Source organism: Streptomyces sp. NPDC046881 (assembly GCF_040645015.1).
In the GTDB taxonomy this organism is placed as follows: Bacteria; Actinomycetota; Actinomycetes; order Streptomycetales; family Streptomycetaceae; genus Streptomyces.
Genome location: NZ_JBEYXJ010000022.1, coordinates 45,394 through 68,320, shown reverse-complemented (window position 1 = coordinate 68,320; position 22,927 = coordinate 45,394). Strand labels below are relative to the sequence as shown.

The 22,927-nt window shown below is 73.1% G+C and carries 22 protein-coding genes; 9 read left to right on the top strand and 13 right to left on the bottom strand.

The annotated features are described in order from the left end of the window. The first annotated feature begins 12 nt into the window (after nt 1–12). On the top strand, nt 13–747 hold the full coding sequence (locus tag ABZ923_RS13990) for a SigE family RNA polymerase sigma factor (protein ID WP_361470668.1): 735 nt from the start codon (nt 13–15) through the stop codon (nt 745–747). A 147-nt stretch (nt 748–894) separates the two neighbouring features. Here the strand turns inward: ABZ923_RS13990 and ABZ923_RS13985 are convergent, their stop codons facing one another. Next, complete coding sequence (locus ABZ923_RS13985; RefSeq protein WP_361470666.1) at nt 895–1,530, bottom strand: uridine kinase; 636 nt, start codon at nt 1,528–1,530, stop codon at nt 895–897. Between the two features lie 127 nt (nt 1,531–1,657). Here ABZ923_RS13985 and ABZ923_RS13980 point away from each other — a divergent pair, with 127 nt between their 5' ends. Continuing rightward, nucleotides 1,658–2,059 (top strand): hypothetical protein, encoded by a 402-nt coding sequence (locus ABZ923_RS13980; RefSeq protein WP_361470665.1) that lies wholly within the window; start codon nt 1,658–1,660, stop codon nt 2,057–2,059. Between the two features lie 116 nt (nt 2,060–2,175). Here ABZ923_RS13980 and ABZ923_RS13975 read toward each other — a convergent pair whose 3' ends face one another. From ABZ923_RS13975 to deoC, 3 genes are read right to left on the bottom strand one after another with little or no spacing between them, the layout of a single operon-like run. Next, nucleotides 2,176–3,060, bottom strand: coding sequence for an aldehyde dehydrogenase family protein (locus tag ABZ923_RS13975; protein WP_361470663.1), 885 nt, complete (start codon nt 3,058–3,060; stop codon nt 2,176–2,178). Continuing rightward, nucleotides 3,053–4,483: an aldehyde dehydrogenase family protein gene (locus tag ABZ923_RS13970; RefSeq protein WP_361470662.1), complete on the bottom strand. Its 1,431-nt coding sequence runs from the start codon at nt 4,481–4,483 to the stop codon at nt 3,053–3,055. The genes ABZ923_RS13975 and ABZ923_RS13970 overlap by 8 nt, the downstream gene beginning before the upstream one ends. Before the next feature lie 6 nt (nt 4,484–4,489). Continuing rightward, a complete protein-coding gene (gene deoC / locus ABZ923_RS13965; protein WP_361470719.1) occupies nt 4,490–5,449 on the bottom strand; it encodes a deoxyribose-phosphate aldolase in 960 nt (319 codons plus the stop codon). Nucleotides 5,450–5,584: 135 nt separating this feature from the next. Here deoC and ABZ923_RS13960 point away from each other — a divergent pair, with 135 nt between their 5' ends. Both ABZ923_RS13960 and ABZ923_RS13955 read left to right on the top strand, forming a co-directional pair. Next, complete coding sequence (locus tag ABZ923_RS13960) at nt 5,585–6,286, top strand: PH domain-containing protein (RefSeq protein WP_361470660.1); 702 nt, start codon at nt 5,585–5,587, stop codon at nt 6,284–6,286. 157 nt (nt 6,287–6,443) lie between these two features. Then, nucleotides 6,444–8,090: a hypothetical protein gene (locus tag ABZ923_RS13955; RefSeq protein WP_361470658.1), complete on the top strand. Its 1,647-nt coding sequence runs from the start codon at nt 6,444–6,446 to the stop codon at nt 8,088–8,090. A gap of 49 nt (nt 8,091–8,139) precedes the next feature. Here ABZ923_RS13955 and ABZ923_RS13950 read toward each other — a convergent pair whose 3' ends face one another. From ABZ923_RS13950 to ABZ923_RS13940, 3 genes are all read right to left on the bottom strand, one after another. Next, a complete protein-coding gene (locus ABZ923_RS13950) occupies nt 8,140–9,771 on the bottom strand; it encodes a phospho-sugar mutase (protein ID WP_361470656.1) in 1,632 nt (543 codons plus the stop codon). Nucleotides 9,772–9,935: 164 nt separating this feature from the next. After that, nucleotides 9,936–10,760 (bottom strand): purine-nucleoside phosphorylase, encoded by an 825-nt coding sequence (locus ABZ923_RS13945; RefSeq protein WP_351238729.1) that lies wholly within the window; start codon nt 10,758–10,760, stop codon nt 9,936–9,938. A gap of 137 nt (nt 10,761–10,897) precedes the next feature. Beyond that, nucleotides 10,898–11,335: a gamma-glutamylcyclotransferase gene (locus ABZ923_RS13940; RefSeq protein WP_361470654.1), complete on the bottom strand. Its 438-nt coding sequence runs from the start codon at nt 11,333–11,335 to the stop codon at nt 10,898–10,900. 96 nt (nt 11,336–11,431) lie between these two features. Here ABZ923_RS13940 and ABZ923_RS13935 point away from each other — a divergent pair, with 96 nt between their 5' ends. Both ABZ923_RS13935 and ABZ923_RS13930 read left to right on the top strand, forming a co-directional pair. Continuing rightward, nucleotides 11,432–12,880, top strand: coding sequence for an NAD(P)H-quinone dehydrogenase (locus tag ABZ923_RS13935; protein WP_361470653.1), 1,449 nt, complete (start codon nt 11,432–11,434; stop codon nt 12,878–12,880). A gap of 166 nt (nt 12,881–13,046) precedes the next feature. After that, on the top strand, nt 13,047–13,991 hold the full coding sequence (locus ABZ923_RS13930; RefSeq protein WP_361470651.1) for a DeoR/GlpR family DNA-binding transcription regulator: 945 nt from the start codon (nt 13,047–13,049) through the stop codon (nt 13,989–13,991). Between the two features lie 323 nt (nt 13,992–14,314). Here the strand turns inward: ABZ923_RS13930 and ABZ923_RS13925 are convergent, their stop codons facing one another. Beyond that, nucleotides 14,315–16,087 carry a biotin carboxylase N-terminal domain-containing protein gene (locus tag ABZ923_RS13925; protein ID WP_361470649.1) on the bottom strand — a complete coding sequence of 591 codons (1,773 nt, stop codon included), beginning with the start codon at nt 16,085–16,087 and terminating at the stop codon, nt 14,315–14,317. Between the two features lie 364 nt (nt 16,088–16,451). Between ABZ923_RS13925 and ABZ923_RS13920 the strand changes: the two genes are divergently transcribed. Next, on the top strand, nt 16,452–17,039 hold the full coding sequence (locus ABZ923_RS13920; protein ID WP_361470647.1) for a hypothetical protein: 588 nt from the start codon (nt 16,452–16,454) through the stop codon (nt 17,037–17,039). Here ABZ923_RS13920 and ABZ923_RS13915 read toward each other — a convergent pair. The 4 genes from ABZ923_RS13915 to ABZ923_RS13900 form a co-directional block, all read right to left on the bottom strand. Continuing rightward, nucleotides 17,011–17,628: a nucleoside triphosphate pyrophosphatase gene (locus tag ABZ923_RS13915; protein WP_361470645.1), complete on the bottom strand. Its 618-nt coding sequence runs from the start codon at nt 17,626–17,628 to the stop codon at nt 17,011–17,013. The two genes, ABZ923_RS13920 and ABZ923_RS13915, sit on opposite strands and share 29 nt — an antisense overlap. Nucleotides 17,629–17,679: 51 nt before the next feature. Continuing rightward, a complete protein-coding gene (locus tag ABZ923_RS13910) occupies nt 17,680–17,808 on the bottom strand; it encodes a hypothetical protein (protein ID WP_361470643.1) in 129 nt (42 codons plus the stop codon). Between the two features lie 79 nt (nt 17,809–17,887). Beyond that, nucleotides 17,888–18,097, bottom strand: coding sequence for an acyl-CoA carboxylase epsilon subunit (locus ABZ923_RS13905; RefSeq protein WP_361470642.1), 210 nt, complete (start codon nt 18,095–18,097; stop codon nt 17,888–17,890). A gap of 36 nt (nt 18,098–18,133) precedes the next feature. Beyond that, entirely contained in the window at nt 18,134–19,729 is a 1,596-nt protein-coding gene (locus ABZ923_RS13900; RefSeq protein ID WP_361470640.1) for an acyl-CoA carboxylase subunit beta, read from the bottom strand. 110 nt (nt 19,730–19,839) lie between these two features. Between ABZ923_RS13900 and ABZ923_RS13895 the strand changes: the two genes are divergently transcribed. Both ABZ923_RS13895 and ABZ923_RS13890 read left to right on the top strand, forming a co-directional pair. Beyond that, nucleotides 19,840–20,700 carry a biotin--[acetyl-CoA-carboxylase] ligase gene (locus ABZ923_RS13895; protein ID WP_361470639.1) on the top strand — a complete coding sequence of 287 codons (861 nt, stop codon included), beginning with the start codon at nt 19,840–19,842 and terminating at the stop codon, nt 20,698–20,700. Nucleotides 20,701–20,998: 298 nt separating this feature from the next. Then, complete coding sequence (locus tag ABZ923_RS13890; RefSeq protein ID WP_361470637.1) at nt 20,999–22,111, top strand: adenylate/guanylate cyclase domain-containing protein; 1,113 nt, start codon at nt 20,999–21,001, stop codon at nt 22,109–22,111. Here ABZ923_RS13890 and ABZ923_RS13885 read toward each other — a convergent pair. Continuing rightward, complete coding sequence (locus ABZ923_RS13885; protein WP_361470635.1) at nt 22,086–22,754, bottom strand: hypothetical protein; 669 nt, start codon at nt 22,752–22,754, stop codon at nt 22,086–22,088. The two genes, ABZ923_RS13890 and ABZ923_RS13885, sit on opposite strands and share 26 nt — an antisense overlap. Between the last annotated feature and the right edge of the window lie 173 nt (nt 22,755–22,927).

The window sequence follows — 22,927 nt, the reverse complement described above, 5'->3', positions numbered from 1 at the left end:
GGGGAGCGCGAGATGAACACGCTGCACGGCATCAGCACCAGCGCAGTGGTCACGCGTCTGCACGACGTGCACCGGGGTTCCGAGAAGTCCGGTGCCGTGAGCGGGCGGGGGTGCGCTCGCGGCACCGGGCGTCAGCACACCGCCTACATGACGGTGGTTGACGCACGGGGGGAAGCTCACGGGGGAGCCGCGTACGGGGAGGACTCGGGGGAGCGGCGTTCGCTGACCGAGGCGGAGTTCACCGCCTACGTCCAGGAGCGCCGCGCCTCCCTGTACGCCACCGCCTACCACCTGACCGGTGACCGCTTCGAGGCCGAGGACCTGCTGCAGAGCGCGCTGTTCTCGACGTACAAGGCGTGGGACCGGATCAGCGACAAGGCGGCGGTCGGCGGATACCTCCGCCGCACCATGACCAACCTGCACATCAGCGCCTGGCGGCGCCGCAAGCTCAACGAGTACCCGACCGAGGAACTGCCGGAGACGCCCGGCGAGACGGACGCGATGCGCGGCACCGAGCTGCGCGCCGTCCTGTGGCAGGCGCTGACCCGGCTGCCCGAACTCCAGCGCACCATGCTGGTCCTGCGCTACTACGAGGGCCGCACGGACCCGGAGATCGCGGACATCCTCGGCATCAGTGTCGGCACGGTGAAGTCGAGCATCTGGCGTTCGCTGCGCCGGCTGCGCGAGGACGAGATCCTCAGCTTCGGCCGTGACCAGGAGGACGCCTTCGGCGAGCTCGTCGCCTGAAGGACGGGGGAAACGGGGGAAACGGGGGGTAACGGGGGAAACACGGGGGACCACCGGGGGGTGGGCCTTCGGGGGAACGGGGGAGGAACGGGAACGGGACCGACAGGCCGGGGGGCCCTGCCGGTCCCGTTGTCGTGTGTAGGGGCGTTACGCCGCCGTCTCCTGCCGTACCGGCCGGCCCGTCGCCGCTGCCGCCAGCCGGCCCAGCGCCTCGTCCCGGTCGCACGCATGCGCGCCCAGGGACACCTGGCGGGCGACGATCGTGCGCTCGGCCCGCATCAGCCGCCAGCCGCGGCGCAGCAGGAACGGCACCGACTTGCGGCCCTCCTTCAGATCGCGCAGGAAGCGCCTCCGGAAGGTGGTGACCGGGCCGCGGGCCAGGCACAGCGCGTCCGCCAGCACGCCCAGCTCGCGGCACCGCTCGACGATCTCCGCGGCGAAGATGCCCTCCGCGATGAACAGCGGGGAACGGCCGATGTGCAGCGTCTCCTCGCCGGTGCGGGCGCTCAGCGAGAGGTCGTACACCGGCACCGGGGTCGAGCCCGTCGCGCACAGCCGGGTGATGGCCTCGACCGCGACGTCCGCGTCCCACGACTGCGGGTGGTCCCAGTCGATGTCCGAACTCCCCTGCACCAGCGGCAGGGTCGGGTCGTCACCCTCCTTGTAGAAGTCGTCCAGGCGCAGCACGGGAAGCCCGGAGCGGGCGGCGACGAGTGACTTGCCCGAGCCCGAGGGGCCGCACAGCAGCACGACACGGGCGGGGACCGGAGGATGAAGGCTCACGGAACACCAGTTTGACGCATGGGGGACGCCCTGCCGACCCCGCGGGTCGGCTTTTGAGCGTGAGTCTCACCTCAACTACCCTGTGTGCCGATCCCCTTACCCTGCGCACCAGAAGGTGGCACCAGCGATGGCCCGACACACCTCTCCCCAGCACCCCGCCGCGCAGCGCGCCGTGATCACCCTGGTGGCCGCCGGAGCGGCCCTGGGCGCGGGCGCGGCCACGGCGTCCGCCGACTCGATCCCCGGCCTGGGCGTCAACTACCGTCCCATGGACGTCGGCCACATCGACCCGCAGGCGGGCCTGCGGGCCACGACGGGCATGGTCCACTACGTCACCGGCCCGGTCGCCGGCCTCAAGCCCAACCCGCTCGCGGGCACGGGCGTGGACCCGCTGGACAACGGGGTGGGCACCCAGCTGGCCGACTTCAAGCCGGTCGGCTCCCAGACCCTGACCCGCCCCCTGGCCCAGGCGCCGTCGCTGGGCAGCGTCCCGGTGGTGGGGCAGGTCCTCGGCGGCCCGGGCCACTGAAGGCGCCCCGGCAGGGGCGCGGGGTGGAGTTCGTCATGCGGCTCCGCCACGCGGGCGCGACGGGCCACGACGCACCCGCGCTCGGCGGACGACGGCGGTTCCCCGCCCGGGGCCCGTCAGTAGGAGGACCCGCCCGCGCCCAGCGACCCCGTCGGATGCCACACGGTCTTCGTCTCCAGGAACGCCGTCATCCGCTCGATCCCCGGCGTCTCGAAGTAATCCACAGCCTGTGGACGGAGCACCCGCTTCAGATTGTCGGCCGCCGCGACCTCCAGCTCCTTCGCCAGCACCTCGTCCGCGCCCGCCAGGTCGATCGCGTTGACGTCCTGGTGCGCGGCGAGCGGCGCCGCGATCTCCGCCGTGCGGCCGGACAGCACGTTGACCACACCGCCCGGGACGTCGGAGGTGGCCAGCACCTCGCCCAGGGACAGAGCGGGCAGCGGGGCCTTCTCGGAGGCGATCACGACCGCCGTGTTGCCGGTGGCGATCACCGGGGCCACCACCGACACCAGGCCGAGGAAGGACGACTCCTGCGGGGCCAGGACGGCGACCACGCCCGTCGGCTCCGGCGAGGACAGGTTGAAGTACGGGCCCGCGACCGGGTTGGCGCCGCCGATCACCTGGGCGATCTTGTCGGTCCAGCCGGCGTACCAGACCCAGCGGTCGACCGTGGCGTCCACGACCGCGGCCGCCTTCGACTTCGACAGGCCCTCCGCGTCCGCGACCTCCCGCACGAACTGCTCCCTGCGGCCCTCCAGCATCTCCGCGACGCGGTAGAGGACCTGGCCGCGGTTGTAGGCGGTCGCGCCGGACCAGCCGCCGAACGCCTTGCGCGCGGCGACCACCGCGTCCCGGGCGTCCTTGCGGGAGGACAGCGGAGCGTTGGCCAGCCACTTGCCCTTCGAGTCCTGCACCTCGTACACCCGGCCGCTCTCGGAACGCGGGAACTTCCCGCCGACGTACAGCTTGTAGGTCTTGAAGACAGACAGTCGGTCAGACATCGAGGTACGCCTCCAGGCCGTGGCGGCCGCCCTCGCGGCCGAAGCCCGACTCCTTGTAGCCGCCGAAGGGCGAGGCCGGGTCGAACTTGTTGAACGTGTTGGACCAGACGACACCGGCGCGCAGCTTGTTCGCGACGGCCAGGATGCGCGAGCCCTTCTCGGTCCAGATGCCGGCCGAGAGGCCGTACTGGGTGTTGTTCGCCTTGGCGACCGCCTCGTCCGGGGTGCGGAAGGTGAGGACCGACAGCACCGGGCCGAAGATCTCGTCACGGGCGATGGTGTGGGCCTGGGTGACGTTCGTGAACAGCGTCGGGGCGAACCAGTAGCCGCTCTCGGGAAGCGCGCAGGCCGGCGACCAGCGCTCGGCGCCCTCCGCCTCGCCCCGCTCGGCCAGCGCGGTGATCCGGGCCAGCTGCTCGGCGGAGTTGATCGCGCCGATGTCGGTGTTCTTGTCCAGCGGGTCGCCCAGGCGCAGCGTGGACAGGCGGCGCTTGAGGGAGTCCAGCAGCTCGTCCTGGACCGACTCCTGGACCAGCAGCCGGGAGCCCGCGCAGCAGACCTGCCCCTGGTTGAAGAAGATGCCGGTGACGATGCCCTCGACGGCCTGGTCGATCGGCGCGTCGTCGAAGACGATGTTGGCGCCCTTGCCGCCCAGTTCGAGCGTGAGCTTCTTGCGCGTGCCGGCGACCGTGCGGGCGATCTCCTTGCCGACGGCCGTGGAGCCGGTGAACGCCACCTTGTTCACGTCCGGGTGCGCGACCAGCGCGGCGCCCGCGTCGCCGTAGCCCGGGAGGATGTTGACGACACCCTTGGGCAGACCGGCCTGGCGGCAGATGTCCGCGAAGAACAGGGCGGACAGCGGGGTGGTCTCGGCGGGCTTCAGCACGACCGTGTTGCCGGTCGCGAGGGCCGGGGCGATCTTCCACGCCAGCATCAGCAGCGGGAAGTTCCAGGGGATGACCTGACCGGCCACGCCTAGCGGCCGCGGGTTCGCGCCGAAGCCGGCGTGGTCGAGCTTGTCGGCCCAGCCCGCGTAGTAGAAGAAGTGCGCGGCGACCAGCGGGAGGTCCGCGTCGCGGGTCTCCTTGATCGGCTTGCCGTTGTCCAGCGTCTCCAGGACGGCCAGCTCACGGCTGCGCTCCTGGACGATGCGGGCGATGCGGAACAGGTACTTGGCGCGCTCGGAGCCGGGCAGCGCCGACCACTTCTCGAACGCCCTGCGGGCCGCCTTCACCGCGCGGTCGACGTCCTCGGCGCCGGCCCGGGCCACCTCGGAGAGGACCTCCTCCGTGGACGGCGAGACGGTCTTGAAGACCTTGCCGTCGGCCGCCTCGGTGAACTCGCCGTCGATGAACAGGCCGTAGTTGGGCGCGATGTCGACGATCGCGCGGGACTCGGGGGCGGGTGCGTACTCGAAAGCCATGGGGGATCAGTCCACCGTCACGTAGTCGGGACCGGAGTAGCGGCCGGTGGCCAGCTTCTGGCGCTGCATCAGCAGGTCGTTGAGGAGCGAGGAGGCGCCGAAGCGGAACCAGTGGTTGTCCAGCCAGTCGTCGCCCGCGGTCTCGTTGACCAGCACCAGGAACTTGATCGCGTCCTTGGTGGTGCGGATGCCGCCGGCCGGCTTCACGCCGACCTGGACGCCGGTCTGGGCCCGGAAGTCGCGGACCGCCTCCAGCATCAGCAGGGTGTTGGCGGGGGTCGCGTTCACCGCGACCTTGCCGGTGGAGGTCTTGATGAAGTCGGCGCCGGCCAGCATGCCGAGCCAGGAGGCGCGGCGGATGTTGTCGTACGTCGACAGCTCGCCGGTCTCGAAGATGACCTTCAGGCGGGCGCTGTCCCCGCAGGCCTCCTTCACGGCGACGATCTCGTCGTACACCTTCAGGTACTTGCCGGCGAGGAACGCGCCCCGGTCGATCACCATGTCGATCTCGTCGGCGCCGGCGGCGACGGCGTCCCGCACGTCGGCCAGCTTCACGTCGAGCGCGGCACGGCCGGCCGGGAAGGCGGTGGCGACGGAGGCGACCTTGACGCCGGAACCGGCGACGGCCTCCTTGGCGGCGGCCACCATGTCGGGGTAGACGCAGACCGCGGCCGTCGTGGGGGTCGTACGGTCCGTCGGGTCGGGGTGGACCGCCTTGGCGCCGAGCGCCCGGACCTTGCCCGGGGTGTCCGCGCCTTCCAGCGTCGTCAGGTCGACCATCGAGATGGCGAGGTCGATGGCGTACGCCTTCGCGGTGGTCTTGATGGAACGGGTGCCGAGAGACGCGGCGCGCGCCTCCAGGCCGACCGCGTCGACGCCGGGCAGCCCGTGGAGGAAACGGCGCAGCGTGCTGTCGGACGCGGTGACGTCCGAGAGAGCGTGAGCTGTGGGTGCGGTAGTGGGCATGGTCACCAGACGAGCATATCTACGCGCGTAGCGGCTGTACACCCCCGCTGCTCGTCCTGGGTGCCGAGATCACGGATGAGCGCCGGTTCCAGGGCGCGTGGCCGCACCCCCGGCGGTGTCGTGCAGAATCGGGCCATGACCACCCCGGACCATCCGTCACCCGCGTCACCGCCTCCGGCGCCCGCCGCCAAGGACCGGATCTACCGCTCGCCCCTGGGGCTGGCGGGCGGCGCGCTGCTGCTCCTGGTCGTCCTCTGGCTGGGCTTCGACGCCCTGGTCAAGGGCCACGGCCGGACCCCCTGGCTGGCGCTGGCCGGGATGATCCTCATCGTGCCGCTGGTCATCGCCTTCACGCTCCGCCCCGCGGTCTTCGCGGGCGAGGACCGGCTGCGCGTCCGCAACCCGCTCCGGACGGTCACCCTGCCCTGGGGCGAGGTCGCCACCCTGCGCTCCGGCTACTCCAACGAGGTCGTCGCCAAGTCCGGCACCAAGTACCAGCTGTGGGCCATCCCCGTCTCGCTGCGCGCCCGCAAGAAGGCGGCCCGCCGGCAGCAGCGGGCGGCGGCCGACGCGGCCCGCGGTGTGACACCGGGCGGCCGGGTCGGCGGGCTCGGCCCGAGCGGCTTCGGCCTCGGCGGGTTCAGCCTGCGCGGACCGGACACCGGGCCGACCCGCGCGGAGACCGACCAGGTCATGGACGACCTGCGGGAACTGTTGGAGCGCCAGGGGGAGGCCGAGTCGGCGCGGGGTGAGATCACCGTGCGCTGGGCGTACGAGGTGGCGGCCCCCGCGGTCGCCGGCGCGGTACTGCTGGCGATCCTGCTTGCGGTGGGCTGACGGCAGGGCCTTTCCGCCGGCTGCGGGACGGAGGGCGGCCCTTCCGGTGGGGTGTGGCTGTCGTGGTGTGCCGTGGCCGGGGTGACAGCACGCGCGCGTGCAGCGGATTTCGCCGTTCCAGCCGTTCGCCCCTGTCCTGCCTAGTGTCTGGAAAGTGATGAGTACGACCCCTGGGCGGCCGCTGCCGCTGCCCGTTTCCGCCCTGCCGTTGCCGGACGGCGGCCCCGCCTGGAGCGGTGAGCACGCGCGCCGCTGGCTCGACGCGGTGCCGTCGCGCCGGGTGCCCCTGCCGTCCGGGAACGGGCACCTGCTGACCGCGCTGTGCGCCGCCGTGGCGGTCACGGGAGTGCTGGTGCTGCCCGCCGGATGGCAGCCGTGGGCCGCCGTGACGACGGCGCTGCACGTGCTGTGGCTGTGCGTGCGCCCGGAGATCGTGCCGCTGTCCGCGCCGGTGCTCGCGGTGCTGCTGCTCGTCCTGCGACCGGGCACCGGCGGGCCGGGGACGGCGGCCGCCGTGGCCGCCCTGGCCCTGGTCTGGGGCGCGGCCGTGCTGCGGCTGAGGGCACGGCGAGGGCAGCGGGAGCGGGCCCGGGAGGCGGCCGGCGGGGTCACCGCGCCGCTGCCCGACGCCGACCGGCCGCTGCCGCGCGGCAGGTTCCTGATCGTGTCCGGGGCCGTCCTGCTGGCGCTCGGGACCGGCGCGGCCGTCCTCGCCCCGGCCGGGGCGAGGACGGTGCCGGCCCTCGCCTGGCTGGTGGCGGGCCAGGGCCTGACCGCACTGGTCTCCGGGCTGCTGGGCCGCCGCCGGGCCACCGCCCTGCGGGCCGCGCCGGCGCCCGTCCTCCGGGTGCTCGTCCGCGAGGGCGCCGACGGGGACACCGAGGTGTTCGCCGCCGACGACACGGCCGGGCTGCGCCCCCTGTTCCGGGTCGCCGTCACGGAGGCCGGGGACGGCGACGGGACGGCCGACGACGAGGAGGAGGCGCGGGCGCTCCTCGCACGGATCGACCGGGAGGGGCCGGGACCGCTGCGGGAGGCCGTGCTGTACGGCGCGCCCTGCGACGGCGCCGAGGTCCTGCTGGTCGTGGCCGCCGAGGAGGCGGACCGGCCGCCGGTTGCGGAACGGTCGTCGGGACCCGTACGGCCCCTGTCCGACGCGTCCGCACGGCGCGCACTGGCCCGGGAGAAGCGCCGGACGGCCCGGCGCACGGCGTACGCGGAGCTGCGCCGGTCGGCCGGGGAGGCCGTCGCCCGGGACGCGGAGGCGGCCGGCGCGGCCCCGGCGGGCGTACGGCAGTGGCGGGCGGGTCTGCTGGACCGGCTCTGCGCGCTGCTGCTGGTGCTCTGGGCCGGCAGCCTCTTCTGGAGCGAGACCGGCGGGTGGCGTTACGCGTTCGGTGCCGTCGCCGGTTTCGCCGGTGCGCTGTGGCTGCCCCACTGGCTCGCCTGGCGGATCACGGCCGACCGCGAGGGGCTGTGGTTCAACGGGCTGCGCGGGCCCCGGCACGTCCCCTGGGACGAGATCAGGACCGTCGAGTGCAAGGGCACCGAGCTGACGGTGGACAGCCGGCGGGCCTCGTTCACCGCCTGGTCGGCGTACGCGCCCCGCTGGCCCTGGCTGGAGCGCAGGTTCCGGCTCCTGCACCCGTACGAGCGGACTGCCGGCGAGATCACCGCCCTGTGGCGCACCCCCGCGCTGCGCCCGTCCGTACCCGCCGGGGACGGGCAGCGGGGCCGTCCGCTGTGGCCCCTGGCGCTGGTGCTGGAGCTCGCCTGGACGGCGGCGCTGGTGTTCCCGCCCTGACGCTGCGCCGCCGGGGCACCCCTGGGGGCGCCCCGGCGGCGGAGGAACCTCAGATGCCGGCGGCCGCCGACAGGTCGCGCTTGACCGCCGTCAGCAGCTCGGTCGCGCGGGCGCGGGCGGCCGGCAGGCCGGCGTGCGCGGAGACCGGTACGACGACCTCCAGGTAGCACTTCAGCTTGGGCTCGGTGCCGCTGGGGCGCACGATGACCCGGGCGCCGTCGAGGGTGTAGCGCAGGCCGTCCGTCGGCGGCAGCTTCTCGGTGCCCCGGGTCAGGTCCTCGGCCCGGACGATGGGCAGGCCGGCCAGCTCGGTCGGCGGCTGCTCGCGCAGCCGGCGCATCGCGTCGGCGATCAGCGAGAGGTCCTGGACGCGGACGGACAGCTGGTCGGTGGCGTGCAGGCCGTGCTCCACGGCGAGGTCGTCGAGCAGGTCGAGGAGGGTGCGGCCCTCCTCCTTCAGCACGGACGCCAGCTCCGTGATCAGCAGCGCGGCGGTGATGCCGTCCTTGTCGCGCACGCCCTCCGGGTCCACGCAGTAGCCGAGGGCCTCCTCGTAGCCGTAGCGCAGGCCGTCGACGCGGGCGATCCACTTGAAGCCGGTCAGGGTCTCCTCGTACGGCAGCCCCGCCTTCTCGGCGATCCGGCCGAGCAGGGAGGAGGAGACGATCGACTCGGCGAAGGTGCCCCGGGCGCCACGGCGGACCAGGTGGGCGGCGAGCAGCGCGCCGACCTCGTCGCCCCGCAGCATCCGCCAGTCGCCGCCGTCCCTGACGGCCACGGCGCAGCGGTCGGCGTCCGGGTCGTTGGCGATGACGAGGTCCGGGTCGGTGGTGCGGGCCTGCGCGAACGCCAGGTCCATCGCGCCCGGCTCCTCCGGGTTCGGGAAGGCGACCGTCGGGAAGTCCGGGTCCGGGTCGGCCTGCTCGGCGACGAGCACCGGCTCGGGGAAGCCGGCGCGGGCGAAGGCGGCCAGCAGGACGTCCTTGCCGACGCCGTGCATGGCCGTGTAGACCGTGCGGGCGGTGCGCGGGGAGCCGGCGGCCAGGACGGCGTCCGTACGGGCCAGATAGGCCTCCAGAACCGCGTCGTCCAGGGTCTCCCAGCCGGCGTCCGGGCGGGGGACGTCGTGCAGGGAGGCGATGGCGTCGATCTCGGCGGCGATCTCCGCGTCGGCGGGCGGCACGATCTGCGAGCCGTCGCCGAGGTAGACCTTGTAGCCGTTGTCCCGGGGCGGGTTGTGGCTGGCGGTGACCTCCACGCCCGCGACCGCGCCGAGGTGCCTGATCGCGAAGGCCAGGACGGGGGTGGGCAGCGGGCGGGGGAGTACGGCGGCGCGCAGGCCGGCGCCGGTCATCACGGCGGCGGTGTCCCGGGCGAAGTCGGCGGACTTGTGGCGGGCGTCGTAGCCGATGACGACGACCCCGTCGGTGTGGCCCTGCTTCTTCAGGTACGCGGCGAGGCCGGCGGCGGCGCGGATGACGACGCTGCGGTTCATGCGCAGGGGGCCGGCGCCCAGTTCGCCCCGCAGGCCGGCGGTGCCGAACTGGAGGGTGCCGGAGAACCGGGCCGACAGTTCCTCGACGTCACCGGCGTCGATCAGCTTGGCCAGTTCGTCGCGGGTCTCCTGGTCGGGGTCCTCGGCGAGCCATGCGCTGGCCTTGGCCATGAGATCGTCGTGCACCTTGGGATCAACCTCTCCGTGTTTGCCTGGTCCGCCGGGGGCTCCGCCCCCGGACCCCCGTCTGCCCGTCCGCCCACCCGGCTCGGCCGCGGGGTGAACGGGCGGGATCGCAACGGCGCCGGCGCGGACCGGCGGCCCGTTTGCGCCGGTCCGGCCGCCGTTGCCTACAGCTTGCCCAGCACCTGGCCCAGCAGCTGCCCCATCCGGGCCGCCGAGTCACGGCCGGCCTGGAGGACCTCCTCGTGGTTGAGGGGTTCGCCGGTCATACCCGCGGCCAGGTTGGTGACCAGGGAGATGCCCAGGACCTCGGCGCCGGCCTCGCGGGCGGCGATCGCCTCCAGGACCGTGGACATGCCCACGAGGTCCGCGCCGATGACGCGGGCCATGCGGATCTCGGCCGGGGTCTCGTAGTGCGGGCCGGGGAACTGGGCGTAGACGCCCTCCTCCAGCGTGGGGTCGATCTCCTTGCACAGGGCGCGCAGGCGCGGCGAGTACAGGTCCGTCAGGTCGACGAAGTTGGCGCCGACGATCGGGGAGGTCGCCGTGAGGTTGATGTGGTCGCTGATCAGGACCGGCTGGCCGGGGCGCATACCCTCGCGCAGACCGCCGCAGCCGTTGGTCAGCACGATGGTCTTGCAGCCGGCCGCCACGGCGGTGCGCACACCGTGGGCGACGGCGGCGACGCCACGGCCCTCGTAGTAGTGGGTGCGGCCCAGGAAGACCAGGGCGCGCTTGTCACCGAAGGAGTACGAGCGGATCTTTCCGCCGTGACCCTCGACGGCCGGCGGCGGGAAGCCGGGCAGCTCGGTGACCTGGAACTCGGCGTCGGGCGCGCCCAGGGCGTCGACGGCCGGAGCCCAGCCGGAGCCCATCACGAGGGCGACGTCGTGGGTCTCGGCGCCGGTCAGTGCGCGCAGGCGCGCGGCGGCGGCGTCGGCGGCGGCGTAGGGGTCGCCCTGGATGTCGTCCGGAAGAAGAGATGCGTTCACGCCGACGAGGGTAACCGGTCTTCGCCTACGCGCGTAGATGACAGAGCCCACGGGTTTGGGTCCGTTGTCTTGTCGGTTTCCACAAACGCGGGGCAAAAGGGGAGGAAAAGAAGTGGTGTGGCGCCAGGGGCGCCGGCTCAGCAGGGGCGCTTGCGGAGTTCCATCACATAGTCGTGCGGCGCCCCCGCGGACTCCGCCGCGTCGGCGACCTCGCCCAGGTACCGCGCCGACGGCAGTCCGCCCTCGTAGGCGTTGAGCACGTACGCCCAGGCCGGCTCCTCGCCGTCCAGCGTGTGCGCGCGCACGCGTACCCGGCGGTAGATCTGCAGCCCCACGCCCTCCCAGCGGTCGAGCGACTCCTCGTCCATGGGGGCGATGTCGTACAGGCCGACGAAGACCTGCGCCAGCGGGTCCTCGACGATCGTCGCCAGCGCGCCCTCCCAGCCGAGCTGCTCGCCGCCGAAGGTCAGCCGCCAGCCGTTCAGCCACCCGGTGGCGCGCAGCGGGGAGTGCGGGGCGCGGCGGGACATCAGGCGCGCGTCGAGGTTGCCGGCGTACGCGGCATAGAGCGACATGCACAGAGGGTACGGCAGGCGCACCGCGCGCCTCGGACACCCCGGGAGCGACCCGGCGGCGCCCCCGGGCAGTAGCACCTTGAAGCGTGCGGGACAATGGAGTACGTGACTCGGATCGTGATCATCGGTGGCGGACCCGGCGGATACGAAGCGGCGCTGGTGGCCGCTCAGCTCGGCGCGGAGGTGACCGTCGTCGACTGCGACGGTCTGGGCGGAGCGTCGGTGCTGACCGACTGCGTGCCGTCGAAGACCCTTATCGCGACGGCCGAGGTCATGACGACCTTCGACTCGTCGTACGAAGAGCTCGGCATCATCGTCGCCGACGACACCCCGCCGCTGGAGCAGGCGGCCCGGGTGGTCGGCGTGGACCTCGGCAAGGTCAACCGCCGGGTCAAGCGGCTCGCGCTCGCGCAGTCCCACGACATCACCGCCTCCGTCACCCGCGCCGGCGCCCGGGTCATGCGCGGACGCGGCCGGCTGGACGGCATGCAGGCCCTGGACGGGTCCCGGAAGGTCGTCGTCACCGCCGCCGACGGCACCGAGGAGACCCTCACCGCCGACGCCGTGCTCATCGCCACCGGCGGTCACTCGCGCGAGCTGCCCGACGCCCAGCCCGACGGCGAGCGCATCCTGAACTGGACCCAGGTCTACGACCTCACCGAGCTGCCGGACGAGCTGATCGTGGTCGGCTCCGGCGTCACCGGTGCCGAGTTCGCCGGCGCCTACCAGGCCCTCGGGTCCAAGGTCACGCTCGTCTCCTCCCGCGACCGCGTGCTGCCCGGCGAGGACCCGGACGCCGCCGCCGTCCTGGAGGACGTCTTCCGCCGCCGCGGCATGAACGTCATGGCCCGCTCCCGCGCGCAGTCCGCCAAGCGCGTCGGCGACCGGGTCGAGGTGACGCTGGCCGACGGCCGGGTCATCAGCGGCTCGCACTGCCTGATGGCCGTCGGCGCCGTCCCGAACAGCGCGGGACTGGGCCTGGAGGAGGCCGGGGTCAAGCTGCGCGAGTCCGGGCACATCTGGACCGACAAGGTCTCCCGCACGACCGCGCCCGGCGTGTACGCGGCCGGCGACGTGACCGGTGTGTTCGCCCTGGCCTCCGTCGCCGCCATGCAGGGACGGATCGCCATGTACCACTTCCTGGGCGACGCGGTGGCCCCGCTGAACCTGAAGACGGTCTCCTCGAACGTCTTCACCGACCCGGAGATCGCGACGGTCGGCTACACGCAGGCGGACGTGGACGCGGGCAAGATCGACGCGCGGGTCGTCAAGCTGCCCCTCCTGCGCAACCCGCGCGCCAAGATGCAGGGCATCCGGGACGGCTTCGTGAAGATCTTCTGCCGGCCCGGCACCGGGATCGTCGTCGGCGGTGTCGTCGTGGCCCCCCGCGCCTCGGAACTGATCCACCCCATCTCGATCGCCGTCGACAACAATCTGACGGTCGAACAGATCGCGAACGCGTTCACGGTGTACCCCTCCCTTTCGGGGTCGATCGCGGAAGTCGCCCGGCAGCTGCACACCCGCAAGGCGAGCGCGGAGGGCTGACGGCGCCGGCCGACTCCCCGCTGGTCACGGGGAGTTGCCGCGCATGCGGGCGGCATAGTCGGGGCGGGTAGGTCCTATACCACCTCCCGCCCTGCCATGCGAACAACTTCTGTTATTCGGCGCAAACTGCTGAAAGCAGACGGTCGCTGGGGTTACTGTCAGTTTCGTGTTCGCTGCTGAACGTCGCCAATTGATCCTCGAAATGGTGCGAGCGAACGGTGCCGTGTCGCTCCGTGAACTCGCCCGCGTCGTCCAGACCTCCGAAGTGACCGTACGGCGGGACGTGCGCGCACTGGAGGCAGAAGGACTCCTCGACCGCCGGCACGGCGGTGCGGTACTGCCGGGCGGTTTCACGCGGGAATCCGGCTTTCCGCAGAAATCGCATCTCGCGACCGCCGAGAAGACGGCCATCGCCGACCTCGCGGCGAGCCTCGTCGAAGAAGGCGAGGCGATCGTGGTCGGGGCCGGTACGACCACGCAGGAGCTGGCCCGCCGCCTCGCGCGCGTGCCGGGCCTGACGGTCGTCACCAACTCCCTCCTGGTCGCCCAGGCGCTGGCCCACGCCAACCGCGTGGAGGTCGTGATGACCGGGGGCACCCTGCGCGGGTCCAACTACGCCCTCGTCGGCTCCGGAGCCGAGCAGTCCCTGCAGGGCCTGCGGGTGTCGAAGGCCTTCCTCTCCGGGAGCGGCCTGACGGCCGAACGCGGGCTGTCCACCTCCAACATGCTCTCGGCGTCCGTCGACCGGGCCCTCGTCCAGGCCGCCGCGGAGGTCGTGGTCCTCGCCGACCACACCAAGCTCGGCACGGACACGATGTTCCAGACCGTGCCGACGGACCTCATCACCCGGCTGGTCACCGACGAGCCGCCCGCCCACGACGACCGGGCCGCCACGGAGTTGCAGGCGCTCGCCGACCAGGGGGTGCAGATCGCCGTCACGGGGGCGAGCGGAAGCCCGGGGGGTGACCAGGTCCCGGCGGGCCGCCGCGCGCCCCTGCCGGGACCACGACGAGGCCACGTACCCGGCTCCTCCCCCCTGCGCTCCGCCACGGGCCTGTCGGACCCGGCCTCCGCCGACCGCGGCCGCGTCGCCGACCTGCGCCGCCGATGACGGCGGCACGGGCGCGGGGCGGGTGATGCGCCGTCCCGCGGGCCGCCGGTGCCGCCGGTTCACCGGGGCACCACGGCGGGCGCCGCGGCGGGGAGGCGACCGTCGGGGCCGCGCCCGGGTGCCGCCGGGCCGGCGGCCTGACAGCGGGGGAGTGCGCCGGGAGGGTGAAGCGCCCCCGTGGCTCTCCCGAACCGCTCGACCCCCTCACCCACCTGACGGTGAATCGTTCCGCCGATCGGCCCAGCGGGTACGTGCCCGAAAAGACCACGCCCGGCGGGCCGTGAAGCGTGGCCGCCGGGCGTGGCTGTGGACGGTGGAGCGGGTCAGTCCTTGATCTCGCAGATCGCGGCGCCCGAGGTGATGGAGGCGCCGACCTCGGCGGTCAGGCCCTTGATGGTGCCCGCCTTGTGGGCGTTGAGGGGCTGCTCCATCTTCATGGCCTCCAGGACGACGACCAGGTCGCCCTCCTTGACCTCCTGGCCCTCCTCGACGGCGATCTTGACGATCGTGCCCTGCATGGGCGAGGCGAGGGTGTCGCCGGAGGCGACCGGACCGGACTTCTTCGCCGCGCGGCGCTTGGGCTTGGCACCGGCCGCCAGGCCCGTGCGGGCCAGGGACATGCCGAGCGAGGACGGGAGGGAGACCTCCAGACGCTTGCCGCCGACCTCGACGACGACCGTCTCGCGGCCCAGCTCCTCCTCCGCCTCGGCCTCCGCCGGAGCGGCGAACGGCTTGATCTCGTTGACGAACTCCGTCTCGATCCAGCGGGTGTGGACCGTGAAGGGGTCGGCGGAGCCGGTCAGTTCCGGAGCGAACGCCGGGTCCCGCACCACCACGCGGTGGAAGGGGATCGCCGTCGCCATGCCCTCGACCTGGAACTCGTCCAGCGCGCGGGCGGCCCGCTCCAGGGCCTCCTTGCGGGTACGGCCCGTCACGATCAGCTTGGCCAGCAGGGAGTCCCAGGCCGGGCCGATGACCGAGCCGGACTCCACGCCCGCGTCCAGGCGGACACCGGGGCCGGACGGCGGGTCGAACCGGGTGACCGTGCCGGGGGCCGGGAGGAAGTTGCGGCCCGGGTCCTCGCCGTTGATCCGGAACTCGAACGAGTGTCCGCGCAGCACCGGGTCGCCGTACCCCAGCTCCTCGCCGTCGGCGATGCGGAACATCTCGCGGACCAGGTCGATGCCGGCGACCTCCTCGGTCACCGGGTGCTCGACCTGGAGCCGGGTGTTGACCTCCAGGAAGGAGATCGTGCCGTCCTGGCCGACCAGGAACTCACAGGTGCCCGCGCCCTCGTAGCCGGCCTCCTTCAGGATGGCCTTCGAGGCGCGGTACAGCTCGGCGACCTGCTCCTCGGACAGGAACGGGGCCGGGGCCTCCTCCACCAGCTTCTGGTGCCGGCGCTGGAGGGAGCAGTCACGGGTGGAGACGACGACCACGTTGCCGTGCTTGTCGGCCAGGCACTGGGTCTCCACGTGCCGCGGACGGTCCAGGTAGCGCTCGACGAAGCACTCGCCGCGGCCGAAGGCGGCCACCGCCTCGCGCACCGCCGACTCGTACAGCTCCGGGACCTCTTCCAGGGTCCGGGCGACCTTCAGGCCGCGGCCGCCGCCACCGAAGGCGGCCTTGATGGCGATCGGCAGGCCGTGCTCCCGGGCGAAGGCGACGACCTCGTCGGCGCCGCTGACGGGGTCGGGCGTACCGGCGACCAGCGGCGCGCCGGCGCGCTGGGCGATGTGCCGGGCGGCGACCTTGTCGCCGAGGTCGCGGATGGCCTGCGGCGGCGGGCCGATCCAGATCAGGCCCGCGTCCAGGACCGCCTGGGCGAAGTCGGCGTTCTCCGAAAGGAAGCCGTACCCCGGATGAACGGCGTCGGCCCCGGACTCCCGCGCCGCGTTCAAGATCTTGTCGATGACCAGATAGCTGGTGGCCGGGGTGTCACCGCCCAGGGCGAACGCCTCATCCGCGGCGCGGACATGCAGAGCGTCCCGGTCCGGGTCGGCGTAGACGGCCACGCTCGCGATCCCGGCGTCCCGGCAGGCCCGGGCCACGCGGACAGCGATTTCGCCACGGTTGGCGATGAGCACCTTGCGCACGATTGAGGCTCCCTCCTTGAAACAAGCCGAGTTTAGGGACTGCCGACACGGCACTTCGACCCGTCCCCAGTGGTGAGCTTGCCCACACGGAGCGTGATACGAGGCTCGCTCGACCCGCGAAAGCCCTTGTCGCACCGCGGTACGCAGGACTCCTTCGGAAAACCCTAGCCCTGTCATGTGGCCAAGGTCTCTGTGAGGGCGTGCTGCGGCCCACTCTGTTTCTTTGTCGAGTCCCTACGAATGGCCCAATGATTCTTTGCCGGCGCCCGAACCCTTGTCCCCGGGTTTACCCGTTAGTAGCGTTCAGGCTGTCTCGAACGAACCCGGGGTAACAGGCTGTCGGTGTGAGAGTGGGTGGGGCCCGGTGGTGCGCAGACCGGTGGCATGGGTCGTGGCGGTCGTCCTCCTGGCGGAGGCCGTCCTCATCGCCGCGCTGAACTGGTTCCTCGGAGTGGTCGTCGACCGGCAGGACATGTCGCTGGCCGGCCTCGACCCGGACGTCATGGCGACCTCGTCGAAGGTCGGCGGGGTGGTCTTCGGCCTCTACTTCGCCCTGTGCGCCCTGGTGGCCGTCCTCGTCGCGGTACGCGACCGCGCCCCGGCCGGCCTGGGCCGTGTCCTGCTGATCAGCGCGGCCGTGGTGCACGGCCTGCTCGGCGCGTTCACCTGGGGCCTGGTCGGCTGGACGGCGTTCCTGTTCATGGTGGCCGTACTCGGGCTGATCGTGCTGCTCCTGATGACGTACGACCGTACGGGTGGCCCGGAGAGCCCGGCGGCCGGCGACGGCGTGCCGGGGCGGGACGAGGGACCGGCCGCGCGGCCGGAGCCGGGCGCGGCCCCCGCGGGCGCGGGCGCGCCTGTGAGCCGTACGGACGAACCGCAGGACGGGGACGAGGAGCCCCAGGACTCCGTCCCCGCCCAGATCACCGTTCCGGCGACCACAACTCCGTGATGCCCACGCCCAGTTCCGACAGGAGCCGGCGGACCAGGGGCAGGCTGATGCCGATGACGTTGCCGTGGTCGCCGTCGATGCCCTCGATGAACGGCGCCGAACGCCCGTCCAGGGTGAACGCGCCGGCGACGTGCAGCGGCTCCCCGGAGGCCACGTAGGCGGCGATCTCCTCGTCGCTGGGATCGCCGAACCGGACGACGGTGGAGGCGGTCGCCGACACGTACCGCTTGGCCTCGGTGTCCCACACGCAGTGGCCCGTCTGGAGCACACCGGCCCGTCCGCGCATGGACTTCCAGCGGGCGGTGGCCTCCTCGGCGTCGGCCGGCTTGCCGAGCGCCCGCCCGTCCAGCTCCAGCACCGAGTCACAGCCGATCACCAGGGCGCCCTGCACCTCCGGCTTGGCCGCCACGACCGACGCCTTCGCCTCGGCCAGGGCGAGCGCCAGCTCCGCCGGGGTGGGCGCGGTGACGGCGTCCTCGTCGACACCGCTGACGATCACCTCGGGGTCGAGGCCGGCCTGCCGGAGCAGGGCCAGCCGGGCGGGGGACTGGGAGGCGAGCACGAGTCGCCTGCGGCGTGTGGCAGTCATGCGGTCAGGTTAGTCAGCCCGGGCCGCTCGGCTCACCTCAGGCCGCCCGGCTCACCTCAGCCCGATCACGATCATGAACAGGACCATGGCCAGAGCCATGAGGAGGCCGAGCCGCCGAAGCATGTTCTGCATGTCGCGCAGTTCTTTCGGCGGTTCGTCTTCCGGGTCTGACCACAGCACTCGTCCAGCGTGCGGCCGGGGCCGGGCCGGGCGCCTGAGTACTGCTACTCAACTTGGCGCCCGGTTTGGAGGGATTCCGTCAGCTCGGCCAGTACGTGCGGGTCCAGGAGGCCGGGCCCGGGCTGGGCACCCGGGCCGCCGCGATCCTCGACGGGTCGGCCCACGCGTCCCTCGGGCCCGGCGCGCCGGACGGCACGGCCGCTGCCGCCGCGGCGCGGGCGCGGACCACCGCCAGGGCGGCGGCCAGCTCCTCCGGGGTCGGATTGCCTCGTACGACCTTGATGTTCATGACCGCTCCCAGGGTCGGCAGGGCTTGGCGGGGGACCTACAGGGGGATGTTGCCGTGCTTCTTCGGGGGCAGTGATTCCCGCTTGGTGCGCAGCTGACGCAGGCCGCGCACGACGTGGGCACGGGTGTCGGACGGCATGATCACGGCGTCGATGTAGCCGCGCTCGGCCGCGACGTAGGGGTTGAGGAGGGTGTCCTCGTACTCCTGGATCAGCCGCGCCCGGACCGCCTCGACGTCCTCGCCGCCCGCCTCCGCCTCGGCGAGGGTGCGGCGGTGCAGGATGTTGACCGCGCCCTGGGCGCCCATGACGGCGATCTGGGCGGTGGGCCAGGCCAGGTTGAGGTCGGCGCCCAGGTGCTTGGAGCCCATGACGTCGTAGGCGCCGCCGAAGGCCTTGCGGGTGATGACGGTGATGAGCGGGACGGTGGCCTCGGCGTAGGCGTAGATCAGCTTGGCGCCGCGCCGGATGATGCCGTCGTGCTCCTGGTCCACGCCGGGCAGGAAGCCGGGCACGTCCACGAAGGTCAGCACCGGGATGTTGAAGGCGTCGCAGGTCCGCACGAAGCGGGCGGCCTTCTCGCTCGCCGTGATGTCGAGGCAGCCGGCGAACTGCATCGGCTGGTTGGCGACCACGCCGACCGGGTGCCCCTCGACCCGCCCGAACCCGGTGAGGATGTTCGGCGCGAACAGGGCCTGCGTCTCGAAGAACTCGGCGTCGTCCAGGACGTGCTCGATCACCGTGTGCATGTCGTACGGCTGGTTGGCGCTGTCCGGTACGACGGTGTCCAGCTCGCGGTCCTCGTCACCGACGGAGAGGTCCGCCTCCTCCGGGAAGACCGGGGGCTCGGAGAGGTTGTTGGACGGCAGGTACGACAGCAGCTGCTTGACGTACTCGATGGCGTCCTTCTCGTCGCCGGCCATGTGGTGGGCCACGCCGGAGGCGGTGTTGTGGGTGCGGGCGCCGCCCAGCTCCTCGAAGCCGACGTCCTCGCCGGTGACGGTCTTGATGACGTCCGGGCCGGTGATGAACATGTGCGAGGTCTGGTCGACCATGACCGTGAAGTCGGTGATGGCCGGGGAGTAGACCGCACCGCCCGCGCAGGGCCCGACGACCAGCGAGATCTGCGGGATCACGCCGCTGGCGTGGGTGTTGCGGCGGAAGATCTCGCCGTACGCGCCCAGGGAGGCGACACCCTCCTGGATGCGGGCGCCGCCGGAGTCGTTGATGCCGATGACCGGGCAGCCGGTCTTCAGCGCGAAGTCCATCACCTTGACGATCTTCTGGCCGTAGACCTCGCCCAGGGCACCGCCGAAGACGGTGAAGTCCTGGGAGAACACCGCGACCGGGCGGCCGTCGACGGTTCCGTAGCCGGTGACGACCCCGTCCCCGTACGGCCGGTTGCGCTCCAGGCCGAAGTTGGTGGAGCGGTGCCGGGCGAACTCGTCCAGCTCGACGAACGAATCGTCGTCGAGCAGCAGTTCGATCCGCTCACGGGCCGTCAGCTTGCCCTTGGCGTGCTGCTTCTCGACGGCGCGTTCCGAGCCGGCATGCGTCGCCTCGTGGATGCGGCGCTGGAGATCCGCCAGCTTGCCCGCGGTCGTGTGAATGTCGATCTCTTCCGGCTCGGACATCGGGATGCGGCTCCCTGCCTGCTCAAAAGGGGGGACGGTTACTCATCCGTAGAGTAGTGGCGGGCCTACGGATCAGCAGTGCGTCGTTTACCACACCTAGGGTGGCTTGCATGACGCCGCAGAATCCATCAGACGACAGCCGCTGGTCCGACCTGGACCGTCCGCCCCTGAACGCCGCGGCACTGCGGCGCGGGCTGGTCCGGGAGGGCGGCCTGTACCGCGAGATCGAGGTGGTGCAGCGGACCGGCTCCACCAACTCCGACCTCGCCGCGCGGGCCGACGCCGGGAAGGCCGGCGAGGGGGCGGTGCTGGTGGCGGAGGAGCAGACGGCCGGCCGGGGCCGGCTGGACCGCCGCTGGACCGCGCCGCCGCGCTCGGGTCTGTTCTTCTCCGTCCTGCTGAAGCCTGCCGAGGTGCCGGTGGCCCGCTGGGGGTGGCTGCCGCTGCTGACGGGCGTGGCGGTGGCGACCGGGCTGTCCCGGGCGGCGGGCGTCGACACGGCGCTCAAGTGGCCGAACGACCTGCTGGTCACCGTCGGCGGGGAGGAGCGCAAGGCCGGCGGGATCCTCGCCGAGCGGGCCGGTGCGGACGGGGTCGTCGTCGGCGTGGGCGTCAACGTCACCCTGCGGGCGGACGAACTCCCCGTCCCGCAGGCGGGTTCGCTCGCGCTGGCCGGGGCGTCGGGCACGGACCGGGACCCGCTGCTGCGGGCGGTGCTGCGGTCGCTGGAAGACTGGTACGGGCGGTGGCGGGCCGCGGGCGGCGACCCCTCGGTGAGCGGCCTCCAGGAGACGTACACGGCCGGCTGCGCCACGCTCGGCCGCGTGGTGCGGGCCGAGTTGCCGGGGGACCGGGCGGTGGTGGGGGAGGCCGTGGCACTGGACGGCGACGGCCGCCTGATCATCGCCACGGAGGAAGGGGTGCAGGAGCCGGTGGGCGCGGGCGACATCGTGCACCTGCGGCCCGCGTAGCCCCACGGTTGCTCCGGTGCCGCGTGGTGTGGCTCGCTTCAGCTCCCCCCGGGGGCGCGGGGAGCTGCGCGAGCGGCCACGGCGTACCCGCGGTCGGCGTCGGCGGGTGGGTCCCCGGACCCTGGCCGATGCGGGGGCCCGGGGGCGCGGCCCCCCGGTGCGCGGCGGCAACGCCGGTCCACGAACCCGGTACCGGCGAGCCCCCCCGGCCGAACCCAACGGAGTGAGCTGGCGCACACCTGCCGTAGAGTTGAGGCCGGTCGATACCTGACCGCGGCAGATCGGAAGGGCAGCAGGCGTGACCGTCGACGACACGGGCTCCGGCGCTGGCGGGGACCCCCACGCCGCCGACACCGGCGAGGACCCGCTGGCCCTGCGGCTCGAACAGCTCATCCTGGGCGCCGAGCGCCGCTACACCCCGTTCCAGGCCGCCCGCAGCGCCGGCGTCTCGATGGAGCTGGCGTCCCGCTTCTGGCGGGCGATGGGCTTCGCGGACATCGGTCAGGCCAAGGCCCTCACGGAGGCCGACGTCCTCGCCCTGCGCCGGCTCGCCGGCCTCGTGGAGGCGGGACTGCTGAGCGAGGCGATGGCGGTGCAGGTGGCCCGGTCCACCGGGCAGACCACCGCCCGGTTGGCCGAGTGGCAGATCGACTCCTTCCTGGAGGGCCTGACCGAGCCCCCCGAGCCCGGGATGACCCGCACCGAGGTGACGTACCCGATCGTCGAGCTGCTCCTGCCCGAGCTGGAGGAGTTCCTCGTCTACGTGTGGCGCCGCCAGCTCGCCGCCTCCGCCGGCCGGGTGGTGCAGACGGGTGACGACGAGGAGATGGTCGACCGGCGCCTGGCCGTCGCCTTCGCCGACCTGGTCGGCTTCACCCGCCTCACCCGCCGCATGGAGGAGGAGGAGCTGGGCGAGCTGGTCGAGGCGTTCGAGACGACCGCCGCCGACCTGGTCGCCGCGCGCGGTGGCCGGCTCATCAAGACCCTCGGCGACGAGGTGCTGTACGCCGCGGACGACGCGGGCACGGCCGCTGACATCGCGCTGCGGCTGGTGGAGACGCTGTCGAACGACGAGACCATGCCCGAGCTGCGGGTCGGCATGGCGTTCGGCACGGTGACCACCCGGATGGGTGATGTGTTCGGTACGACCGTGAACCTGGCCTCCCGGCTGACCTCGATAGCGCCGCGCGACGCCGTCCTGGTGGACAGTGCCTTCGCCGAGGAGCTGATCCGCACCGGCGAGGCGCCCGCCTCGGAGGCGGAGGCGGCGGAGGCCGCCGCGGCCGCCGAGAAGGAGGGCGAGGAACCGCCGGTGTACCGCTTCGCGCTCCAGCCGATGTGGCAGCGCCCGGTGCGCGGGCTCGGCGTGGTCGAGCCGTGGCTGCTCACCCGCCGCGACGGCCGGCCGTAGCCGCCGCCCGCCGTACCCCGCCGCCGTCGAGCACGTCCACGCACAGGCCGATCACCGGCACACACACCCCGCCCGGACGTGGCTCCGCCGTGCCCCGGCCCGGCGTGGGGGTCGGGGTCGGCGTGGGGGTCGCCGGGGCCGGACGTGGGGCGGACGCCGTCGGCGCGGGATCCGTCGGGCCGCCGGGTGCGCCCGGGGTGCCGGTCGCGTGGACGGTCGGTACGGCGGTGGGGCCGGGCGGTGCCGTGGCCGTACCCGGTGCCGTGCCCGGCGCGGTGCGGGCCGGGGATCCGGTGGGCGTCGGCGCGAGGCTGCGGCCGCCCATGACGGAGGTCGCCGAGGGCAGCGCGGTGGGGGCGGCGGCGAGGGTGGCCGAGGTGTTGGCGGAGCCGTCCGGGGCCCGGCCGCCCGGGCCGAGGCGCGGCTCGGCCTCCGCCGTACCGGGCGCTCCGACCCCCGCGTCCGGGGCCACCCGGACCAGGCTGAGCACCCCTGCGGCCAGGGCGAGACCGCCCGCGGCGAGCAGGACCTTGCGGGGGCGGGGCTTGCGGTGCCGCCCGCGCCGTACTCCCGGCGCACTCCCCGGCGTACTCCGCGGCGCACGCTCCTGTTCCGCAGCGGACTGTCCAGGTATCGGTGTCATGGGTTCCCTCCCCGCCGCGCGCCCGGGGCGCGCCGTGGCGCACGCTATGCGCTCGTGTGGGCGAAGTGCGCGGAGAAGGCCGGGATGTCACTCGAACGGGCGAACGGGCGGAGTGCTCCGGGCTTCCCGGAAGGAGGCGCGGCTGCGATGATCGGGCCGACGTCAGTTAACCC

Bases quoted from the DNA above. Each gene is read 5' to 3' on its own strand.
- ABZ923_RS13970 (WP_361470662.1), bottom strand. From the start codon at position 4,483: ATGGCTTTCGAGTACGCACCCGCCCCCGAGTCCCGCGCGATCGTCGAC.
- ABZ923_RS13905 (WP_361470642.1), bottom strand. From the start codon at position 18,097: ATGAACATCAAGGTCGTACGAGGCAATCCGACCCCGGAGGAGCTGGCC.
- ABZ923_RS13940 (WP_361470654.1), bottom strand. From the start codon at position 11,335: ATGTCGCTCTATGCCGCGTACGCCGGCAACCTCGACGCGCGCCTGATG.
- ABZ923_RS13960 (WP_361470660.1), top strand. From the start codon at position 5,585: ATGACCACCCCGGACCATCCGTCACCCGCGTCACCGCCTCCGGCGCCC.
- ABZ923_RS13975 (WP_361470663.1), bottom strand. From the start codon at position 3,060: ATGTCTGACCGACTGTCTGTCTTCAAGACCTACAAGCTGTACGTCGGC.
- ABZ923_RS13955 (WP_361470658.1), top strand. From the start codon at position 6,444: ATGAGTACGACCCCTGGGCGGCCGCTGCCGCTGCCCGTTTCCGCCCTG.
- ABZ923_RS13885 (WP_361470635.1), bottom strand. From the start codon at position 22,754: ATGACACCGATACCTGGACAGTCCGCTGCGGAACAGGAGCGTGCGCCG.
- ABZ923_RS13900 (WP_361470640.1), bottom strand. From the start codon at position 19,729: ATGTCCGAGCCGGAAGAGATCGACATTCACACGACCGCGGGCAAGCTG.
- ABZ923_RS13935 (WP_361470653.1), top strand. From the start codon at position 11,432: ATGGAGTACGTGACTCGGATCGTGATCATCGGTGGCGGACCCGGCGGA.
- ABZ923_RS13980 (WP_361470665.1), top strand. From the start codon at position 1,658: ATGGCCCGACACACCTCTCCCCAGCACCCCGCCGCGCAGCGCGCCGTG.
- deoC (WP_361470719.1), bottom strand. From the start codon at position 5,449: ATGCCCACTACCGCACCCACAGCTCACGCTCTCTCGGACGTCACCGCG.
- ABZ923_RS13895 (WP_361470639.1), top strand. From the start codon at position 19,840: ATGACGCCGCAGAATCCATCAGACGACAGCCGCTGGTCCGACCTGGAC.
- ABZ923_RS13990 (WP_361470668.1), top strand. From the start codon at position 13: ATGAACACGCTGCACGGCATCAGCACCAGCGCAGTGGTCACGCGTCTG.
- ABZ923_RS13915 (WP_361470645.1), bottom strand. From the start codon at position 17,628: ATGACTGCCACACGCCGCAGGCGACTCGTGCTCGCCTCCCAGTCCCCC.